Origin of the sequence: Micromonospora sp. WMMD1128 (genome assembly GCF_027497235.1) — a bacterium.
GTDB lineage: Bacteria > Actinomycetota > Actinomycetes > Mycobacteriales > Micromonosporaceae > Micromonospora.
The window spans coordinates 452356-468900 of the sequence record NZ_CP114902.1; the positions used below are offsets into that span (position 1 = coordinate 452356).

Annotated in this window: 18 protein-coding genes and 3 tRNA genes; 19 read left to right on the forward strand and 2 right to left on the reverse strand. The window is 69.0% G+C overall.

Annotation, left to right across the window (positions count from 1 at the left end):
- Positions 1–212 precede the first annotated feature (212 nt).
- A complete protein-coding gene (locus O7602_RS02215) occupies positions 213–1442 on the reverse strand; it encodes a hypothetical protein (RefSeq protein ID WP_281586582.1) in 1230 nt (409 codons plus the stop codon).
- Between the two features lie 266 nt (positions 1443–1708).
- Here O7602_RS02215 and O7602_RS02220 point away from each other — a divergent pair, with 266 nt between their 5' ends.
- The 9 genes from O7602_RS02220 to O7602_RS02260 all read left to right on the forward strand — a co-directional run bounded on the left by O7602_RS02220 (position 1709) and on the right by O7602_RS02260 (position 8884).
- Complete coding sequence (locus O7602_RS02220) at positions 1709–2104, forward strand: transcriptional regulator (protein ID WP_281586583.1); 396 nt, start codon at positions 1709–1711, stop codon at positions 2102–2104.
- A 301-nt stretch (positions 2105–2405) separates the two neighbouring features.
- Positions 2406–3995 carry an FtsK/SpoIIIE domain-containing protein gene (locus O7602_RS02225; RefSeq protein WP_281590075.1) on the forward strand — a complete coding sequence of 530 codons (1590 nt, stop codon included), beginning with the start codon at positions 2406–2408 and terminating at the stop codon, positions 3993–3995.
- Positions 3992–4246: a hypothetical protein gene (locus O7602_RS02230; RefSeq protein WP_281586584.1), complete on the forward strand. Its 255-nt coding sequence runs from the start codon at positions 3992–3994 to the stop codon at positions 4244–4246. The genes O7602_RS02225 and O7602_RS02230 overlap by 4 nt, the downstream gene beginning before the upstream one ends.
- Before the next feature lie 5 nt (positions 4247–4251).
- The gene (locus tag O7602_RS02235; protein ID WP_281586585.1) at positions 4252–4443 is read left to right on the forward strand and encodes a hypothetical protein; all 192 of its coding nucleotides are present in this window, start codon (positions 4252–4254) and stop codon (positions 4441–4443) included.
- Positions 4440–4994 (forward strand): DUF2637 domain-containing protein, encoded by a 555-nt coding sequence (locus O7602_RS02240; RefSeq protein WP_281586586.1) that lies wholly within the window; start codon positions 4440–4442, stop codon positions 4992–4994. Before O7602_RS02235 ends, O7602_RS02240 begins: the two co-directional genes overlap by 4 nt.
- A complete protein-coding gene (locus O7602_RS02245) occupies positions 4991–6745 on the forward strand; it encodes a replication initiator (protein ID WP_281586587.1) in 1755 nt (584 codons plus the stop codon). Before O7602_RS02240 ends, O7602_RS02245 begins: the two co-directional genes overlap by 4 nt.
- Positions 6742–6927, forward strand: a complete 186-nt coding sequence (locus O7602_RS02250; RefSeq protein WP_018784531.1) for a helix-turn-helix domain-containing protein — start codon at positions 6742–6744, stop codon at positions 6925–6927. The genes O7602_RS02245 and O7602_RS02250 overlap by 4 nt, the downstream gene beginning before the upstream one ends.
- A complete protein-coding gene (locus tag O7602_RS02255) occupies positions 6924–8360 on the forward strand; it encodes a tyrosine-type recombinase/integrase (protein WP_281586588.1) in 1437 nt (478 codons plus the stop codon). The genes O7602_RS02250 and O7602_RS02255 overlap by 4 nt, the downstream gene beginning before the upstream one ends.
- Before the next feature lie 74 nt (positions 8361–8434).
- The gene (locus O7602_RS02260; RefSeq protein ID WP_281586589.1) at positions 8435–8884 is read left to right on the forward strand and encodes a S1 RNA-binding domain-containing protein; all 450 of its coding nucleotides are present in this window, start codon (positions 8435–8437) and stop codon (positions 8882–8884) included.
- Between the two features lie 255 nt (positions 8885–9139).
- Here the strand turns inward: O7602_RS02260 and O7602_RS02265 are convergent, their stop codons facing one another.
- The gene (locus O7602_RS02265; protein WP_281586590.1) at positions 9140–9586 is read right to left on the reverse strand and encodes a hypothetical protein; all 447 of its coding nucleotides are present in this window, start codon (positions 9584–9586) and stop codon (positions 9140–9142) included.
- A gap of 282 nt (positions 9587–9868) precedes the next feature.
- Between O7602_RS02265 and O7602_RS02270 the strand changes: the two genes are divergently transcribed.
- The 10 genes from O7602_RS02270 to nusG all read left to right on the forward strand — a co-directional run bounded on the left by O7602_RS02270 (position 9869) and on the right by nusG (position 16487).
- On the forward strand, positions 9869–10072 hold the full coding sequence (locus O7602_RS02270; protein WP_281586591.1) for a hypothetical protein: 204 nt from the start codon (positions 9869–9871) through the stop codon (positions 10070–10072).
- A gap of 795 nt (positions 10073–10867) precedes the next feature.
- The gene (locus O7602_RS02275) at positions 10868–13396 is read left to right on the forward strand and encodes a bifunctional diguanylate cyclase/phosphodiesterase (protein WP_281586592.1); all 2529 of its coding nucleotides are present in this window, start codon (positions 10868–10870) and stop codon (positions 13394–13396) included.
- Between the two features lie 95 nt (positions 13397–13491).
- Positions 13492–13564 (forward strand) — tRNA-Thr (locus O7602_RS02280).
- A 25-nt stretch (positions 13565–13589) separates the two neighbouring features.
- A tRNA-Met gene (locus tag O7602_RS02285) sits at positions 13590–13662 on the forward strand.
- A 131-nt stretch (positions 13663–13793) separates the two neighbouring features.
- Positions 13794–13961, forward strand: a complete 168-nt coding sequence (gene rpmG / locus O7602_RS02290; RefSeq protein ID WP_013288652.1) for a 50S ribosomal protein L33 — start codon at positions 13794–13796, stop codon at positions 13959–13961.
- Positions 13962–14081: 120 nt separating this feature from the next.
- Positions 14082–14528, forward strand: coding sequence for a MaoC family dehydratase N-terminal domain-containing protein (locus O7602_RS02295; protein WP_281586593.1), 447 nt, complete (start codon positions 14082–14084; stop codon positions 14526–14528).
- Between the two features lie 2 nt (positions 14529–14530).
- Complete coding sequence (locus O7602_RS02300; protein ID WP_281586594.1) at positions 14531–14923, forward strand: MaoC family dehydratase; 393 nt, start codon at positions 14531–14533, stop codon at positions 14921–14923.
- A gap of 127 nt (positions 14924–15050) precedes the next feature.
- Positions 15051–15123 (forward strand) — tRNA-Trp (locus O7602_RS02305).
- A gap of 216 nt (positions 15124–15339) precedes the next feature.
- The gene (gene secE, locus O7602_RS02310) at positions 15340–15729 is read left to right on the forward strand and encodes a preprotein translocase subunit SecE (protein ID WP_281586595.1); all 390 of its coding nucleotides are present in this window, start codon (positions 15340–15342) and stop codon (positions 15727–15729) included.
- A gap of 35 nt (positions 15730–15764) precedes the next feature.
- A complete protein-coding gene (nusG, locus tag O7602_RS02315) occupies positions 15765–16487 on the forward strand; it encodes a transcription termination/antitermination protein NusG (RefSeq protein WP_091065737.1) in 723 nt (240 codons plus the stop codon).
- Positions 16488–16545 lie beyond the last annotated feature (58 nt).

Consider the following 16545-nt stretch of genomic DNA (forward strand, 5'->3'; position numbering starts at 1 on the left):
CAGCGCTTTGCTCAGCTCGCCCAAAGCTTCGACTGTCGTGTCGTCCAGGCCCTCTGGCCGTCGGTAAAGATCAGGGCCGGACGAAGAATGGTTAACGCTTCGCATGCATGGTTGGTACCCTGTGCAACATAGAAGATAACCCACGGGATGGGATTTCTGGTTGCTGGAGCCGGAGCGCTCTGGCCTCCAATTATCTGCCCGTCAAAGGAATTTCACGCGATGAATTCTCCCATTTCGCCGTCAAGATTGCCGGTCCGAACTTCCAAATTAATAGGAGATCTGGGGTCAAATCGTTGACAATGGGATCGGTCGTTCAGATGGGCCAAGTTCCAATGCTCGAACTCCTGAGCGATGAGAGGTAAGGGGCTGATTACGGCCAATTGGGCATGGCCCACCGCTTGCTCTAGCCGCTCCAATACGGTGAGCTGAGTTTTGGGGTGATAGCCGTCCAGGAACCCATCAAGAGTCAGGAATGTGGGCTCGACCATCGCATGGTGCTGAGCGTGAGCGGCAACTATCTCAACGAGAACAAGGTCTTGTATGAGAGCCGGGTAGCCAGGCTTGTCGGCAGTCGTCCAATAAGTGCGACCGCTGTAGTCAACCATGTATTGGACTGCATCCCTGTTCACTTGGACTTCCTTGACCAGAACGCTCGTTCCGGGTATAGAACCAAGGATGCCCTTTATTGCAGTCGTGTTTATGTCGAGGAACCGGGCGAGCGAGGTCAGGCTGCCGATGTCAGTCCCGTGCCAGTTCGAGAGCATTATCGTTTTGTACGGTCGCGCGACATAGGGGACCGGACGGCCGTCGAGGATATGCGATACCTGTCCCCGTCGACCCTTCGTTGCTACGTGGTGGGTTTGTGGATCAAACCACCGGACAGCAATGTCGACATCTCTCCGTTGCGAGATTTCGGCCACGTAATGAGGGTTCGCGGTGCTGCCGATTAGCCTTGCAAGTAAGGTCTTTCCGCTTTCATTCGGGCCTGCAATGATGTTCCGCATCCCCAGAGCAAACTTGCGCCCGGAAAGAGCTGCCGGTGCCGAGTTGATGGAGATCGACTCCACGAGTCCGTAGTTGTCTAGGGCTACCCCATGCATGTCGAGCGACTTGCGCGCCTCGTGTAGCCGCTTCCAAGCGCGCAATTCTGCTACTGAGAAAGAGTTCCCGCCGTCCGAATCGATTGCCTTGCCGTGGTCGTAGCAGCACCAGATGCCATTTTCTGCCGAACTGCGTTTGTAGGTCGGTAGGCCACCTGTTCCTCGCGGGCCACCTGGGGCTGCAGCATAGATATGTGCCGCCATGCCAATGTCTATGACATCCGCAGTGCCTGGCCCAGGTCCTACCGTTAATCTTCCGCAGTTCAGCACCGAGCATTGAAATCCTGCCCGCTGGGCGATTAGCCGCCGTGTCGCGGCCGAAAAGTCTGCACGCTGTTCCACGTGAGTGGCATCTCCTCGCTGGCCTGGGAGGTGACCCGGTTCACGCTACCTGAACGCGCCGACGTGGCCGGGCCGCGCGCCGTGGTTGAAGGCGCAGCTCAATGGCGACGATTATTTGTTTTGAAATGTGACAATAAAACCCAATTTATGCGATGTTGCGCGGTCTAGCCAGAGCGGAAGAGGGCCACCTGTTGACTTGTCTGCCAAGTGCCGTCTACCTTGGAATCTCAACTTGGCAGACATGCCAACAACCTGGAGGTTGAGCGATGGCTCTGCGTGGCGGTACGAGGTTCGCCGTGCGTTGCGAGGACGTGTTCCCGGCGGGATGCGCCCTGGTCCCCGAGTCCCTGGGTGAGGTCGAGGACTACGACGAGAAGACCGGCCGGCGTAGCCCGGCGAAGGACAAGCTGACCGGCCAGCGGGTGTGGCAGGTCCGCGTGATGGACCTGGACCCGGAGCTTGACAAGCGGTCCCGGGAGACGACGGTCAAGATCTCCGCCGACTACCAGCCGGTCCCGCCGACGGGCGTCCCGTTCGAGGCGGTGGAGTTCGACGGCATGACGGTCACGCCGTACGTGACCAACAACAACCGGATGGCGTACTCGCTGCGGGCGACCGGCATGCGCGCCCCGGCAGGCGTGACCCCGAAGGCGGCGGCGTAGCCGCATCAGATGGGGGCGGGGCTGTCAGGTCTTGGCGGACGGCAGCCCCGCCCTCTGTCTCTTCCCCCTGCTCTGTCGAGAGAGGTAGTGACGTGTCCAAGCGTAGGCGTTCGCCTGCCCCGGCTCAGCCTCGGTGCGGCGTGTGTCAGTCCCGGTTCGACCCGGCCGGCGGTGCGGCTGACCGCTGCCCGCTCTGTGTCGGGCAGCTCGTTCTTTCCTTTCCGCCGGTCCGGGACTCGTCGGGTCGGTTCGTGTCGCTGCGGGGTGCGCGATGATGCGCCGGCCGCGCGGCGAGGTGGTGATGACGACCGCCGGGGATCTGCTGGTGATTCGGCCGAAGCGGTTCGAGCTGCCGATGTGGGCTTCCGTGCTCGTCCTGGTGTTGCGCTGGTTCGCCCGGGGCTGCTGGTGGTGCCTGCGCCACCCGGTCACCGTCGGCCTTGTCATGCTCGCCGCCGTCCTCTACGCCGACTGCGGCTGGGCGGGCCTGGTCGTGCCGCTGGTCCTGGCGTCGGTGGTGTCGGCCGTGTGGCGGTGGCGGGACGAAGCGTCCTGGTGGCGGTGGTGTGCCGGGCCGCTGCTCGGCCGGTTCCGTCAGGTCTTCGTCTACCGGCGAGCGTGGCGCGAGGCCATGACCCTGTGCGGCCTGGCCGAGACGTACGACCATCGGACCGTCCTGCCCGAGCTGCTGCGCGTGCGCTCGGATCAGGCCCTCGACGTGCTGACCATCCGCATGGTCCGCGGGCAGACGCCGGCGGACTTCCAACGGGTCACGGCGAACCTCGCGTACGCCTTCGGCCGGCGGCACGCCCGGGTCTACTCCGAGCGGCCCGCCGACCCGCCGACCCGTATCGGCTACTGGGCGCTGCTGCTGGGCTGGGTGGACCGGGTGCGGTTCCGGGATCGGCCCACGGTGGTCTACCTGGTGCTCGTCCGCACCGACGCCCTGCGGCCCGTCGTGGCCCCGTTCGACGCCCCGGCCGCCCCGGACCTCACCGCTCTGCCGCTGGCCCGGCGGGAAGACCTGGGCACCTGGTCCCTGCACCTGCTCGCCACGCACGTCCTGATCGGCGGTGCCACCCGGTCCGGCAAGGGCTCGGTGCTCTGGTCGCTTGTCCGCTCGCTGGCCGGCGGCATCACCTCGGGCCTGGTGCGGCTCTGGGTGATCGACCCCAAAGGCGGGATGGAGTTCGCCATGGGCCGGCCGCTGTTCGCCCGGTTCGCCTGCAAGTCGTTCGAGGCCATGGCCGACCTCCTCGACGAGGCCGTGACGGTCATGCGGGAGCGACAGACCCGGCTCGCCGGCATGGTCCGGGTGCACACCCCGACCGAGGCTGACCCCCTGGTGGTCGTCGTCATCGACGAGATGGCCGCGCTCACCGCGTACCTGCAAGACGTCGACCTGCGCAAGCGCATCGCCGGCTCGCTCGGGCTGCTGCTGTCCCAGGGTGCCGGCGTCGGCGTCCTGGTGGTGGCCGCGTTGCAGGACCCTCGCAAGGAGGTGCTGCCATTCCGGGACCTGTTCCCGACCCGCATCGCGCTCGGCCTGACCGAGGCGGCTCAGGTCGACCTCGTGTTGGGCGACGGTGCCCGCAACCGGGGCGCCCTCGCCGACCAGATGCCTCGATGGGCCAAGGGCGTCGGCTACGTGATCCTCGACGGCACCCCGGAACCGATGCGGGTCCGGTTCTCCTACGTCACCGACGACCACATCCGGGAACTGGCTCAGCAGTACCCGGCCCCGGCCGACGCCGCGGACATCCTCGCCCAGGTCGGTCGCGAGTCGACGCCGGAACCGGTCCGGCCGGCCCTGCCCCGGCAGCGTCGCGGGCCACTGCTGCCCGACGCGTTGCGCAACATCCTCGACGCCGACGGGGGTGAGCCGCGGTGACCGCCCCGACCTTTTACCGGCTCCGCGCACCGAACCCGGACGGGGCGAGCAGCACGGCGGTGTCCGTCCGCATCGACGTCGACCGGCCCGACCCGTACCCGGTCTATCTCGCCGTCGGCGGTGGCCGACGCCGCATGCACCTGACCCCCGACGAGGCATGGGCGCTGTGGCGCTGCCTCTCAGAAGCGGTCGCGTCCCTCGGCGATCCGCCCGACCACATCCGTACCCGCGTCACCCCGGACCGGAGGTAGCCCCGATGTCCTTGAAGCGCTTCTTCCTCGGCACCCACCGCCTCAAGCCGCTGAACATCGACCTGGACGGCTCTCCGGACCGGCTCGCCGCCGCCCTGCACGGCCTGGCGCACATGGTCCGGCGCCGGGACGACCTCGACGGGCAGCGCATCCGCATCAACGTCACCATCCGCATCCCGGAAGGCGACTTCGAATGATCCGCCACCGAGCCGAGTCCGGCGTCCGGGTGCTGATCCTGCTCGCAATCGGGATCATGGCCGGCGCCGCCGCGTTCACCCACGTCCACGACCTGACCGTGGCCCACGGCCAGCCCGACTGGATCGGCTGGGCCAACGCCGTGGCGGTCGAGCTGATGGCGATCTACCTCGGCCTGGAGCTGCGCGCCCGCCGTCGCGCCGGTCGCCCGGTCGGCCTGGTCGGCGTGCTCCTGGTCGCGTTCGCCCTGCTCTCCCTCGCCGCCCAGGTCGCGGAAGCCGAACCGTCCGTGTGGGGCTGGATCGTGGCCGCCGTGCCGTCGCTGGCGTTCCTCGCCCTGGTCAAGGTCGTCCTGTCCAGCGCACCCGCCCCGGCACCCGAACCGGACCAACCGCCGGTCGACTGGACCTACGAGGTCCCGGCGCAGGCCGTCACCGAGCCCGAGCAGCCGACCGCACCCGCTCCGGCGGTCCGTCCGGCCCCGGCCGCTGTGCTGCCTCCGCTCGGTGTCGTCCAGCCCAACCGACCCCAGGTCGTCGGGATCATCCGATGACCGCTCCCACCCTGCCCGGCCTCGCGCCCGCCGTCCCGACCCCGGTTGCTCCTCGGCCGGGGTCGCGGGCGGCCCGCATGGCGTTGCCCCGCTCAGTCGACGTGCTTAAGGAGATCGCCGCCGAGTACGGCGTCTGCGTGCGCCCCCTCGCCATGCGCCGCACCGACCTCGACACCGGCCTGACCGAGGTCATCGACCTGCCCTGCGGCGCGACCCGCGAGGACAAGTGCGCGCCCTGCGCCAAGAAGAACCGCCGGCTGCGCCAGGCCCAGATCCGCGAGGGCTGGCACCGCGACGACGAACCGCTACCCGGCCCGGAACCCGCGACCGAGGCGCAGAAGTCCCTGATCCTGTTCCGCGCACACCTGGAGTTCTCCCGCGACGAGGCCGTACGCGGTGCCCAGTGGGACCAGGTGACCGACCTCGACGAGGCGATCCGCGAGGTAGAGGAAGCCATCGCCGCCGAAGGTCTGCGTGGGCGTGTCGGGCCACCCCACGCCAGTGCCGACGACGAGCCCGGCCGCCGGCGCAAGCGCTCCACCAAGCGACGTCAGGACGCACCCGAGCTACCTCGGCGCAAGGTCGAGCGGCGCACCGTCGGCAAGACCTACACCGCTCCGGACGGCGCGACGTTCCGGCCGTCGATGTGGCTGACGCTCACCCTCGACTCCTACGGCCCGGTCCGCCCCGACGGCACACCGCTCAACCCCGACCGGTACGACTACCGCCGCGCCGCCTGGGACGCCGTGCACTTCCCTCGGCTGCTGGACCGGTTCTGGCAGAACCTGCGCCGGTGTGAGGGCTGGAACGTCCAGTACGCCGGCTGCGTCGAGCCGCAACGCCGACTCGCCCCACACGCCCACTTCGCCATCCGGGGCACCATCCCCCGCGACGTTCTTCGCACCGTGGCGGCGGCCACCTACCACCAGGTGTGGTGGCCGGCGGTCGACGTCCAGCGGTACACCCTCGACCGGCTTCCCGTCTGGGACGAGCAGGCCGCCGCGTGGGTCGACCCCGACACCCGGGAGCCGCTGACCACCTGGACGGAAGCCCTCGACGCCATCGACGACGACCCGGACGCCGAACCGGTGCACGTCGTCCGCTTCGGCGCCCAGGTTGACGCCCGCGGCGTCATGCCCGGCACCGAGGACGCCGAACGGACCATCCGGTACGTCACGAAGTACATCACCAAGCACACCGGCGACGTCCACAAGGCGACCACCGACCGGCAGCGCAAGCACCTCGACCGGCTCTGGCAGCAACTCCAGCTCACCCCCTGCACCGAGCGGTGCGCCAACTGGCTGCTCTACGGCGTCCAGCCGAAGAAGGCACACGCCAAGCTCAAGCCCGGCCGCTGCAAGGGCAAGGTCCACCAACGGGACACCCTCGGCATCGGCGGCCGGCGCATCCTCATCTCCCGCGACTGGTCCGGCAAGACCCTCGCCGACCACAAGCACGACGTACGGGCCTGGGTGCGGGCCCTGCTCGGCGCCACCTCCGACAGCGCGACGGCCGGGCAGCTCGTCGACGACCAGGGCGCCAACGTCGAACGGGTCCGGCACGCCTGGGAACTCGCCCGACCCGACGACCCCGACGTGGGACCGCTGGCCCACCGGCTCATGCGCTCCATCAGCGAACGCGCCCGCTGGCGGTCCGAACTGCTCGCCGCCAAGGACCGGGCCGCGCAGGGGTCGGCAGATCTTTCGGCAACTCAGCACAGCGCAAAGCACGACGGGGAGGAGCCGCAGTGAACGAGGAGTTGTTGACCGTGCCGGAAGTGCTCGCCGAACTGCGCGTACCGCGTTCGACCTGGTTCTACTGGCGGCAGACCGGCAAGGGACCACGGGTCATCAAGCTTCCGAACGGGCAGCTTCGGGTCCGCCGGTCGGCGCTCGGTCGGTGGCTCGGTGAGCTGGAGCAGGACGCGGCATGAAGAGCTACGAGGTCCAGATCTGGGAGATCGGAAAGCGCGCCGACCGGAAGGCTCGGCCCTGGCGGGTCCGCTGGGCGGTGAGCGGCCAACGCTTCGAGGACATGTTCCGTACCAAGGCCCTCGCGCACTCCTTCCGCGCCGAGCTGGTCCAGGCGGCCAACGCGGGGGAGCCCTTCGACCCGGCCACTGGCCGCCCCGTTTCCGAGGCCAGAACCAAGAACCCCACCACCTGGTACGCGCACAGCCGCGCGTACGTCGAGATGAAGTGGCCTCGGGCGGCGGCCAAGACCCGGCGGTCGATCGTCGAGGCGCTGACCTCGATCACGGTGACGCTGACCCGGCCGGCGAAGCGGGGCCGACCGGCTGACGCGCTGCTCCGTGAGGCGCTGTACCTCTACGGCCTCAACCCGCGCCGCTGGTCCGAAGAGATCCCGCCCGACCATGCGGCGGCGCTGGCCTGGCTGGAAACCGCGTCCCTCCCGGTCGTCGAGCTGGACTCACCCGCGATGGTCCGCCGCGTCCTCGATAGCCTCTGCGTACGCCTCGACGGCAAGCCTGCGGCTGCCTCCACTGTCCAGCGGAAGCGGGCCACCTTCTACAACGTGCTCGGGTACGCCGTCGAGCTGGAACTGATCGCCTCCAACCCGGTCGACAAGGTCCAGTGGACCGCCCCTGAGGTCGCGCAGTCCATCGACCGGCGGGTGGTGGCGAACCCAGCCCAGGTCGCCACGCTGCTGGAGGCGGTGAAATCTCTCGGCAAACGGGCCGACAAGGTCACGGCGTTCTTTGGCTGCCTCTATTACGCGGGTATGCGGCCCTCGGAAGCGGCGGATCTACGGCGCGACGACTGCGACCTTTCGGGCCGGTGCGCTGACTGCGGCGCAGACTTCGACGACCTGGCGGCGGTCAAGCCTTCCCGGTCCTGCGACCACGAGAAGATCGAATATCGCTGGGGCCGTCTGGTGCTCGCCGGCACCTCGCCGCGCGCCGGCTCGCACTGGACCGACGACGGCGGCTCCCACGAGCGACGCGGACTCAAGCACCGGGGGAGGGCCGAGACTCGCACGGTCCCGATCCCGCCCCGGCTCGTCGAGCTGCTGTGCGCGCACGTCGACAACCATGGGGTCGCCCCGGACGGTCGGTTCTTCCGGGGCCTGCACGGCGGTCCGCTCTCCGAGTCGGTCTACGACCGGTGGTGGAAGCTCGCGCGTGAGAAGGCACTGACCGAATCGCAGTTCGCCTCGCCGCTCGTGCGCCGGCCCTACGACCTACGTCACGCGGCGGCCTCGCTCTGGCTGAATGCCGGCGTCCCGCCGACCGAGGTCGCCCGGCGCCTGGGCCACGGCGTCGCCGTCCTGCTCCGCGTCTACGCCAACTGCATCGACGGCGGCGACGACACCATGAACGACAAGATCGGCGACGCCCTCGGATGATAGGAGTTGGATTCATGAGGCGAGGGGACGACGACAGCGTGCGACTGAGCTTGGAAACGCTTGAGCGTGGCCAGGTGGCCACAGGCGTGGTGGTCGAGATCAAGAATTTCGGGGTCTTCGTAGACATCGGCGGTGTCATCGGCATGGTGAACTGTCCGGAGCTGACCTGGAAGCACTTCAGCCACCCGACCGATGTCGTGGGCCTGGGGGACCGGCTCAACGTGATGGTGTTGGACGTCGATCTCGACCGCGAGCGGGTGTCGCTGTCGCTCAAGGCGTTGCAGCCCGACCCGATGGCGGAGTTCGCGCGGATGCGTCTCGGAGCCGTCCTGCGCGGTGAGGTGACTCGTGTCGTGCCGTTCGGTGTCTTCGTCGCGGTGGGGGATGACATCCAAGGGCTGGTCCACAAGTCCGCCCTCGACCGCACTCCTGAACCCGGCGACACGCTGTTGGTAAAGGTCGTCGACATCAACCTTGTCCACCGGCGGGTCCGTCTCCTGCCCACCGGGCACGAGCCGTCGTGATACCTCGGGCACCGAGGCTGGAGCACCTGTCGTGGGCGTGGGCAGATGGTGGGCGGTTGAACGGCAGCGGGCAGGTTCTCAGAGAGAAGCGCCAGCTCAGGCGGCTTCCCTGGCACAAGATCACGGACGCCCTGTAAATCCGTCGCGAAAGCTTCAGAGGTTCGAATCCTCTACCCGCCACCAGGTGCAGATGCGGCCCCTGACCAGCAGAGATGCTGCTCGGGGGCCGTTCTCGTCGGCCCGGCCGGGTCCGGCTCACGTCTCTGACGGCGTCGCCTCGTGCCCCGGCCTGCCGTGGGTGCGGCGCCGCTGCTTCATCTCCGCCTCGTAGATGTGCCGCCGGCCGCCGACCAGCTTCTCCCGGGCGTCCCGCTCGATCTCCTGGAACGCGGCGTAGTAGCCGTCGTCGAACTCCTCCACGATCTGGAACGTCCACCTCCCGGGTAGCAGGTTGCGTCCCAGCAGCTCCTGCTCGACCCGGTCGGCCATATCGTCGTGCCCGGCCTCGCGGAACAGCTGCACCACCCGGTCGAGGGTGAGGTCCGCGCCGCCGACGAGCTGGTGCGCCGAGTAGAGGTGACCGCGTACGCGGTGGATCGTCTCCAGGGCCTCGCTCAACTCGCCGAGTGCTTCGATCGTGGTGTCGTCGACGTCCCGGGGTCGAGCGTGGTGGCCGTCGACGGATGCTTCCTGCTCACGCATGCACCCGGGTTACCCGGTAGGAATGTCCCTTATCCAACGCTGGTGCGGCGATCGGGACGGAGCCGGCGCGATGTCAAGGGGCCGCGGGCGTGGTCGCGGCTCGGCGATGACGCTTCGGGGGTGGTGGCTCGGAGCCGCGAGGCGTCCCGCCGGACCCGATCCACCCGGCCTGGCCGACAGGCACCGCACCGACCGGAACCGCTTGCCGCCGGTTACCACGATGGGTGGATGGCGTGGGAGTGGCTCGGGCCGGTGACGACAGCTGTGGTGGGCGTGGTGGGCGTGACAGGGACCGTATGGGCCGCGCACGCGGGTCGGCGACATCAGCTCGACGCGGTACGGGCGCAGGGCGCGGTGAGTGTGGCCATCGCGCTCGCGGCGGAGAAGCGGTTGGTCTATGCCCGCTTCCTTCAGCTCGCCAGGACCGCCTACGACGAGGCCCGGGCGCTCGTCTCCGCGGGCGAGGCCTGGCCATGGCCGCGTTGAACAGGTGTTATGACGAGGTGGTCATCGTCGGCGGTCCGGGAATCAGAAGACATGCCACCGCCGCAATATCGGATATCAGCCGATATGCGTCAGGGATTAGGGACAACTGGGATGTCGATCGCACCATGAACGAGGTTTCCGCGCTTCTGCACGAGGATGCGACGAAGGTGACGCATGACTGATGATTCACTCGGGTTCGTAGGCGTGAAACCTTGCCTCAGACATCGATGATGGTGGAGGCTGTGCGGGGAGTTGGTCCGCGGGGAGGCGGGTCCTCCACTGTGGTCGTGGGTCGCGACCGGCGGGCCTGACAGGAGAATCAGGTCTTACGCGCGGTTTACGTGTGAAGTCGTTGTGCGCGCTTTCCGTAGCGACCGCGGGGCTGATCGTCACGTCGCGCTGGGCCGGAGGTCGGGGATGGCCTGTCGAACGGATGATTTCCCGGTCTGACCACCCCTAGCAGGGGTGCGCACCGCTGTTGCGGGTGCGTGCCGTGTGGCACGATCGTGGAACCTCCACCATCGCTGTAACTCTCCCGACAGGAGCAATCATGTCTGGTCGAAGGTTGGGCCGGCTGCTTGGCTCGCTTCTCGTTCTCGCCACCCTCCTGGGTGGTGTCGCTGGGGTCGATTTCGATGGCAGCAACGGGGGCATTCAAACGCAGGACTTCGTGTGGAACTGACCGGCTTTTCCGGTCGTTAACCGTTTGGGCCCGGCTGCCGCCTAGCATGTGACGGCCGGGCAAGCGGCTTGCGTCGGCGGCGAAGCGGTACACCGCCAACCCGAAGGAGCGGCATGATCGGTCGCGGCCAGCCACGCCGCCGGTCGTCCGAGGACGCCTGGATCATCACGGCGCCGATGGCGTTGATCGCCGTCGCCTGTTCCGTCGTCACCGGCCTGGTCTCCGATCATCCCGTCGGCAGGTGGCCGCAGGCGGCTCTTCTCCTCGTCCTCATGGTGGTCGCGGGGATGCCCCTGCTGAGCCTGGTCGTGCGCCGGCACTCGGTCGCGATCACCCTCACGGAGCTGCCCCTGGTGCTGGCGCTCTTCTTCCTGCCGCCGCTGACGGTGGTGATCACGTACACCGCGGCGACGCTCATCGCCCACATCCGCCACCGGTTCTCGGCGCCGAAGGTCTGGTTCAACGGCGCCCGCGCGGCCGCCGGCACCTCGCTCGCGGTGCTGCTGCTCCAGGCGCTGCCGCCGATGGTGGGGGTCGGCCCGCGGACCTGGCTGAGCATCTTCGCCGCCGTCGGCGTGGTGATGCTGGTCAGCATCACGGCCGTGGTCGCCGTGCACACGCTGCTGCACGGCTGGCAGACCGGCCGGGGCGCGTTGCGCAGCGCCCGGACGGCGCTGCTGACCGCCGCGATCAACGTGTCCATCGGCCTGATCATGCTGATCCTGGTGCGCAGCAACTGGTGGTCGGTGCTGCTGCTGGCCGGGCTCGGCATCGGCCTGGTGCCGGTCTACCGCTCATACTCCCAGTTCTTCCGGCAGCACCGCACGCTCACCGATCTCTACGAGCTGACGCGGGCCGTGGTGGAGAGCGGCCAGAGCGGCACGCTTGCGGACGCGCTGCTCGTCCGCGTCCGTGCCCTGATGCAGGCCGAGTACGCGACGCTCTGGGTGCCGGCGCAGAGCCGCCACCCGGAGACGTTGCTGACCTCCCGGGCCGACGACCCCGGGCTGCTGGACGTGGCACACACCCCGCAGGCGTTGCGCGACAAGGTGCGCAGCACCCGGCGTACGGTGGCGGTGGGGCACGGCGTGACCACGGACGGCGAGTTCCGGGCGGAGCTGGACGAGCGGCGGATCAAGGACGCGGTCGCGACGCCGCTGCGGTCCGGCCAGGTGGTGATCGGCACCCTGGAGGTCGCCAACCGGGTCGGCGACGGCAACCACTTCACCGCGGCCGACATCGCCCTCCTGGAGACGGTGGCGGCACACGCCGCCGTCGCCCTGGAGAACTCGCGCCTGGTCGACCGCCTCCGGCACGACGCCGAGCACGACGCGCTCACCAAGTTGCCGAACCGTAGGCGGCTCACCGCCGCGGTGGCCGAGGCGGTCAAGGTCGGTGCGCCGGACGAGGTGGTGGCGCTGCTGCTCTTCGACGTCGACCGGCTCCGCCAGGTCAACGAGTCGCTCGGCCACGCGGCCGGCGACAAGGTGCTGATCGAGGTGGCCGAGCGGCTGCGGGCGTGCGCCCCCTCGTCCGCGCTCGTGGGCCGGGCCGGTGGCGACGAGTTCCTGGTGACGCTCCGGTTGGAGAGCGCCGACGCGGCCCTGGAGCTGGCGGCCCAGCTCCGGGAGCAGATCCGGGACGAGATGGTCTTCGACGCGCTCACCCTGGACGTGGACACCGCCGTCGGCGTGGCCGTCCACCCCGACCACGGCAGCGACGCGGTGGCCCTGCTCCAGCGGGTCGACCTGGCCGCCAACGCGGCCAAGTCGGTGCCGGGCAGCGTGCAGCTCTACAGCCCGGCGTTGGAGTCGCGCTCGTTGCGCCGGCTCGGTCTCGCCGGCGACCTGCAACGGGCGCTGGCGGACGGTGAGCTGGAGGTCTACTTCCAGCCGAAGGTCACGCTGCGGGACCGCCGCCTGGTGGGCGTGGAGTGCCTGGCGCGTTGGGAACACCCGGCGCACGGCACGGTCGCGCCGGACGACTTCGTGGCGGTGGCCGCGCACACCGGTCAGCTCGGCCGGCTCACCGAGTTCGTGCTGCGGGAGAGCCTGCGGCGCAGCCGCGACTGGAGCCACGGCGAGCGGGCGCTCTCCGTCTCGGTCAACCTCGCCGCCCGTACGCTCAACGACCAGCACTTCCCGGCGTTGGTGCGGGACCTGCTGGCCGAGTACGAGGTACCGCCGCAGCGGCTCACCCTGGAGATCACCGAGGCCGGTGTGCTGGACGGCACCGAACGTCCCATCCCGACCCTGCGGAGCCTCCGGGACCTCGGGGTCCGACTGGCGGTGGACGACTTCGGCACCGGCAACTCGTCCCTGGCCCAGCTCCGCCGGCTGCCGGTGCACGAGGTCAAGGTGGACCGGTCGTTCGTGCAGGGGATGGCGACCGATCCGGGCGACCTGGCCATCGTCAACGCGGTGGTGACGCTCTCGCAGCAGTTCGGCCTGACCGTGGTGGCCGAGGGGGTGGAGAGCGAGCTGACGCTGGAACTGCTCCAGGACATCGGCTGCGAGATCGGCCAGGGCTACCTGTTCAGCCGGCCGCTGCCGTACGAGCGCCTGGAGGCGTGGTTCGGCGCCCAGGTCGACCCCGAGACGGTCGTCGCCGGCGAGCTGCCGCGCCTGCGTGTGGTGCCCTGAGCAGGTGCGCCACCTGTCGGGGGGATCCGATTTCACCTCGCCGACGCGGTCGTGTACTGTTTCCTCTGCGCGACACCCCTGGGGTGATCGGGCAGGCCCCCTTAGCTCAGTCGGCAGAGCGTCTCCATGGTAAGGAGAAGGTCTACGGTTCGATTCCGTAAGGGGGCTCAGAGGGTCCGGCTGGACCCGCCACGGCGGTGTAGCTCAGATGGCAGAGCAAGCGGCTCATAATCGCTGTGTCGCCGGTTCAAGTCCGGCCACCGCTACTCTCGTCCTCCGGGCCCGCCCGGTGGCCGGTGGGATGGGCGCCACAGGCGCCTACTTTGCATGTCCGCGGCGTCAGCACGTAAGCTGACACGCCGTAGTTGATACCCGTGAGCGAGGAAGGCACTCCGCCGTGGCGAAGGCGACCGATGTCCGGCCGAAGATCACTTTGGCGTGTGTGGAGTGCAAGGAGCGCAACTACATCACGCGCAAGAACCGCCGTAACGACCCGGACCGCATCGAGCTGAAGAAGTTCTGCCCCCGGGACGGCAAGCACACCGTCCACCGCGAGACCCGCTGACGCACGGCCGGCGCCGCCGGCCCGCAGCAGCTTCACCGACGCCGATCCGCCCGGTCGACGGCCCTGAGGGCCAGCCGACCGCTCGGATCGGCGTTCGTGCTTTACGTGTAGGTTCGCGGCATGTCCCTGGACCCGTCCTTCGTCGGCCGGACGTATCCGCCGACCGCCCCCTACCAGGTGGGCCGAGAAAAGATCCGTGAGTTCGCGACCGCCGTCGGCGCGACCGACCCGGCGCACCACGACCCGGAGGCGGCCCGCGCACTCGGCCATCCCGACGTGGTGGCGCCGCCGACCTTCCCGGTGATCGTGACGATGGCGGCCAGCCGGCAGATCGTCGAGGACCCGGAGCTTGGCGTCGACTACAGCCGGGTGGTCCACGGCGACCAGCGGTTCGCGTACACCCGGCCGGTGGTGGCCGGGGACGAGCTGGTGTGCGTGAACACCATCGAGGACGTCAGCAGCCGGGGCGGCCACGGATTCCTGACCACCCGCACCGACGTGCGCACCTCCGACGGTGAGCCGGTGGTCGCGGTCTGGTCCAAGATCGTCGTACGCGGGGAGGCGTGAGGATGGAACTGCCCGTCCAGACCTACCGGGTGACCCGGGCGGACCTGGTCCGCTACGCGGGCGCCTCGGGGGACTTCAACCCGATCCACTGGAGCGACCGGACCGCCACCGGAGTGGGTCTGCCCGGGGTGATCGCCCACGGCATGTTCACCATGGCTCTGGTCGGTCGCGCGGTCGTCGGCTGGGCCGGTTCGCCGGACGCGGTGGTCGACTTCGGCGTCCGCTTCACCCGGCCGGTGGTCGTCCCGGACACCGACGCGGGCACCGAGATCGAGGTCGCCGCGGTGGTCAAGGAGGTCACCGAGGCGGGCCTGACCAGGCTCGACATCACCGCGACGTGCCACGGCGAGAAGGTGCTCTCGCAGGCCCGGGCGCTGGTCCGCGTTTCTCGCTGAGGGGCGACCCGACGCGCGTGGGGTGGACCGGTTGGGAAAGTCGTACGACTACCCGTACACTGGTCCGCCGTGGGGCAAGTGACCCCCGCTCGGCACCTTGTGTCCGGGTGGAGGTGAGTTGCCGCACAGGGGTGTAGCTCAATTGGCAGAGCAGCGGTCTCCAAAACCGCAGGCTGCAGGTTCAAGTCCTGTCACCCCTGCGCCTCAGGCCTGACCGTTCCCGTGGGTCGCGCCGCCGTTCGCGGTGGCGTCCGGCCCGTGGTGGTGGCACCGGTGGGGTGGTTCCGAGGCGTTCGGGGCTCTCCTGACCGGTCCGCCGGCCGCGGCCCGTCGCGGGACGGTTGGTCCGGCCGGCGTGACCAACACGCCGCGCACGCCGCCCGGCGTGCGACCCCATACCCCGCACGGAGGGCGAAGTGGCCGAGAAGAAGCGGCGCGGCGAGGACGACGGCGACGAGCGTCTGAACGACGACGCGACTGTCGACGACGTGGCCGACGATGCCGCCGACGCGGACGAGCCGGTCTCCCGGGGCGGCACGGCGACCCGCAAGCGGGCGCACGCCGAGCCCGCCGAGGGCCGGAAGACCCGTAAGGACACCGAGCGGATCGGGCTCTTCGCCCGCATCGCGCGGTTCTTCCGCGAGGTCGTGGCCGAGCTGCGTAAGGTCATCTGGCCGACCCGCAAGGAGCTGCTGACCTACACGGCCGTGGTGGTCACCTTCGTCGCGGTGATGCTGGCGATCGTGGCCGGCCTGGACTACGGCTTCGCCAAGGCGGTGCTGTGGGTCTTCGGCAACCCCAGCTGACCTGCGGACAGCGATACTGACGGAAGTGAGCGAGCGTGCCTGAGTACGACGAGACCGCCGAGACCCCGGACGAGCAGTCCGCGGTGGCGACGGCGGACAGCAACGAGTCGGTCGAGGCCGCCAGCGAGCCGGAGTTCCCGACCACCGAGCCGGCCCCGGACGAGGACTTCGATCCGGTGGCCGAGCTGCGCCAGAAGCTGCGCTACGCGCCCGGCGACTGGTACGTGGTGCACTCGTACGCCGGCTACGAGAACAAGGTCAAGACCAACCTCGAGACCCGGATCACGTCCCTCGACATGGAGGACTACATCTACCAGGTCGAGGTCCCGACCCGGGAAGAGGTCGAGGTCAAGAACGGTAAGCGGTCGCAGGTCCAGGCGAAGGTCTTCCCGGGCTACATCCTGGTCCGGATGGAGCTGACCGCCGAGTCCTACTCCTGCGTCCGGAACACCCCGGGGGTCACCGGCTTCGTCGGCGCCACCGACCGGGCCGACCGGCCGGCGCCGTTGAGCCTCGACGAGGTGCTCAAGTGGCTCGCCCCGGCGGTCGAGACCGAGCAGAAGAAGGCGAAGCCCGAGGTCAAGGTCCTCGACTTCGAGGTCGGCGACTCGGTCACCGTCACCGACGGCGCGTTCGCGTCGCTGCCGGCGACGATCAGCGAGATCAACGCCGATCAGCAGAAGCTCAAGGTGCTGGTGTCGATCTTCGGCCGGGAGACGCCGGTCGAGCTGAACTTCAACCAGGTCGCCAAGATCTGACGTACGTCCGCACCGGCGGTCGGCCTTCGCGGGCCGGCCGCCGGTGTCGCGTCGGACT

What these genes read in the sequence shown, in the direction of transcription:
- O7602_RS02235 (WP_281586585.1), top strand. Translation starts at nt 4,252, where the DNA reads ATGTCCTTGAAGCGCTTCTTCCTCGGCACCCACCGCCTCAAGCCGCTG.
- O7602_RS02265 (WP_281586590.1), bottom strand. Translation starts at nt 9,586, where the DNA reads ATGCGTGAGCAGGAAGCATCCGTCGACGGCCACCACGCTCGACCCCGG.
- O7602_RS02225 (WP_281590075.1), top strand. Translation starts at nt 2,406, where the DNA reads ATGACGACCGCCGGGGATCTGCTGGTGATTCGGCCGAAGCGGTTCGAG.
- O7602_RS02245 (WP_281586587.1), top strand. Translation starts at nt 4,991, where the DNA reads ATGACCGCTCCCACCCTGCCCGGCCTCGCGCCCGCCGTCCCGACCCCG.
- O7602_RS02300 (WP_281586594.1), top strand. Translation starts at nt 14,531, where the DNA reads ATGGAACTGCCCGTCCAGACCTACCGGGTGACCCGGGCGGACCTGGTC.
- O7602_RS02275 (WP_281586592.1), top strand. Translation starts at nt 10,868, where the DNA reads ATGATCGGTCGCGGCCAGCCACGCCGCCGGTCGTCCGAGGACGCCTGG.
- O7602_RS02255 (WP_281586588.1), top strand. Translation starts at nt 6,924, where the DNA reads ATGAAGAGCTACGAGGTCCAGATCTGGGAGATCGGAAAGCGCGCCGAC.
- O7602_RS02295 (WP_281586593.1), top strand. Translation starts at nt 14,082, where the DNA reads ATGTCCCTGGACCCGTCCTTCGTCGGCCGGACGTATCCGCCGACCGCC.
- O7602_RS02240 (WP_281586586.1), top strand. Translation starts at nt 4,440, where the DNA reads ATGATCCGCCACCGAGCCGAGTCCGGCGTCCGGGTGCTGATCCTGCTC.
- O7602_RS02220 (WP_281586583.1), top strand. Translation starts at nt 1,709, where the DNA reads ATGGCTCTGCGTGGCGGTACGAGGTTCGCCGTGCGTTGCGAGGACGTG.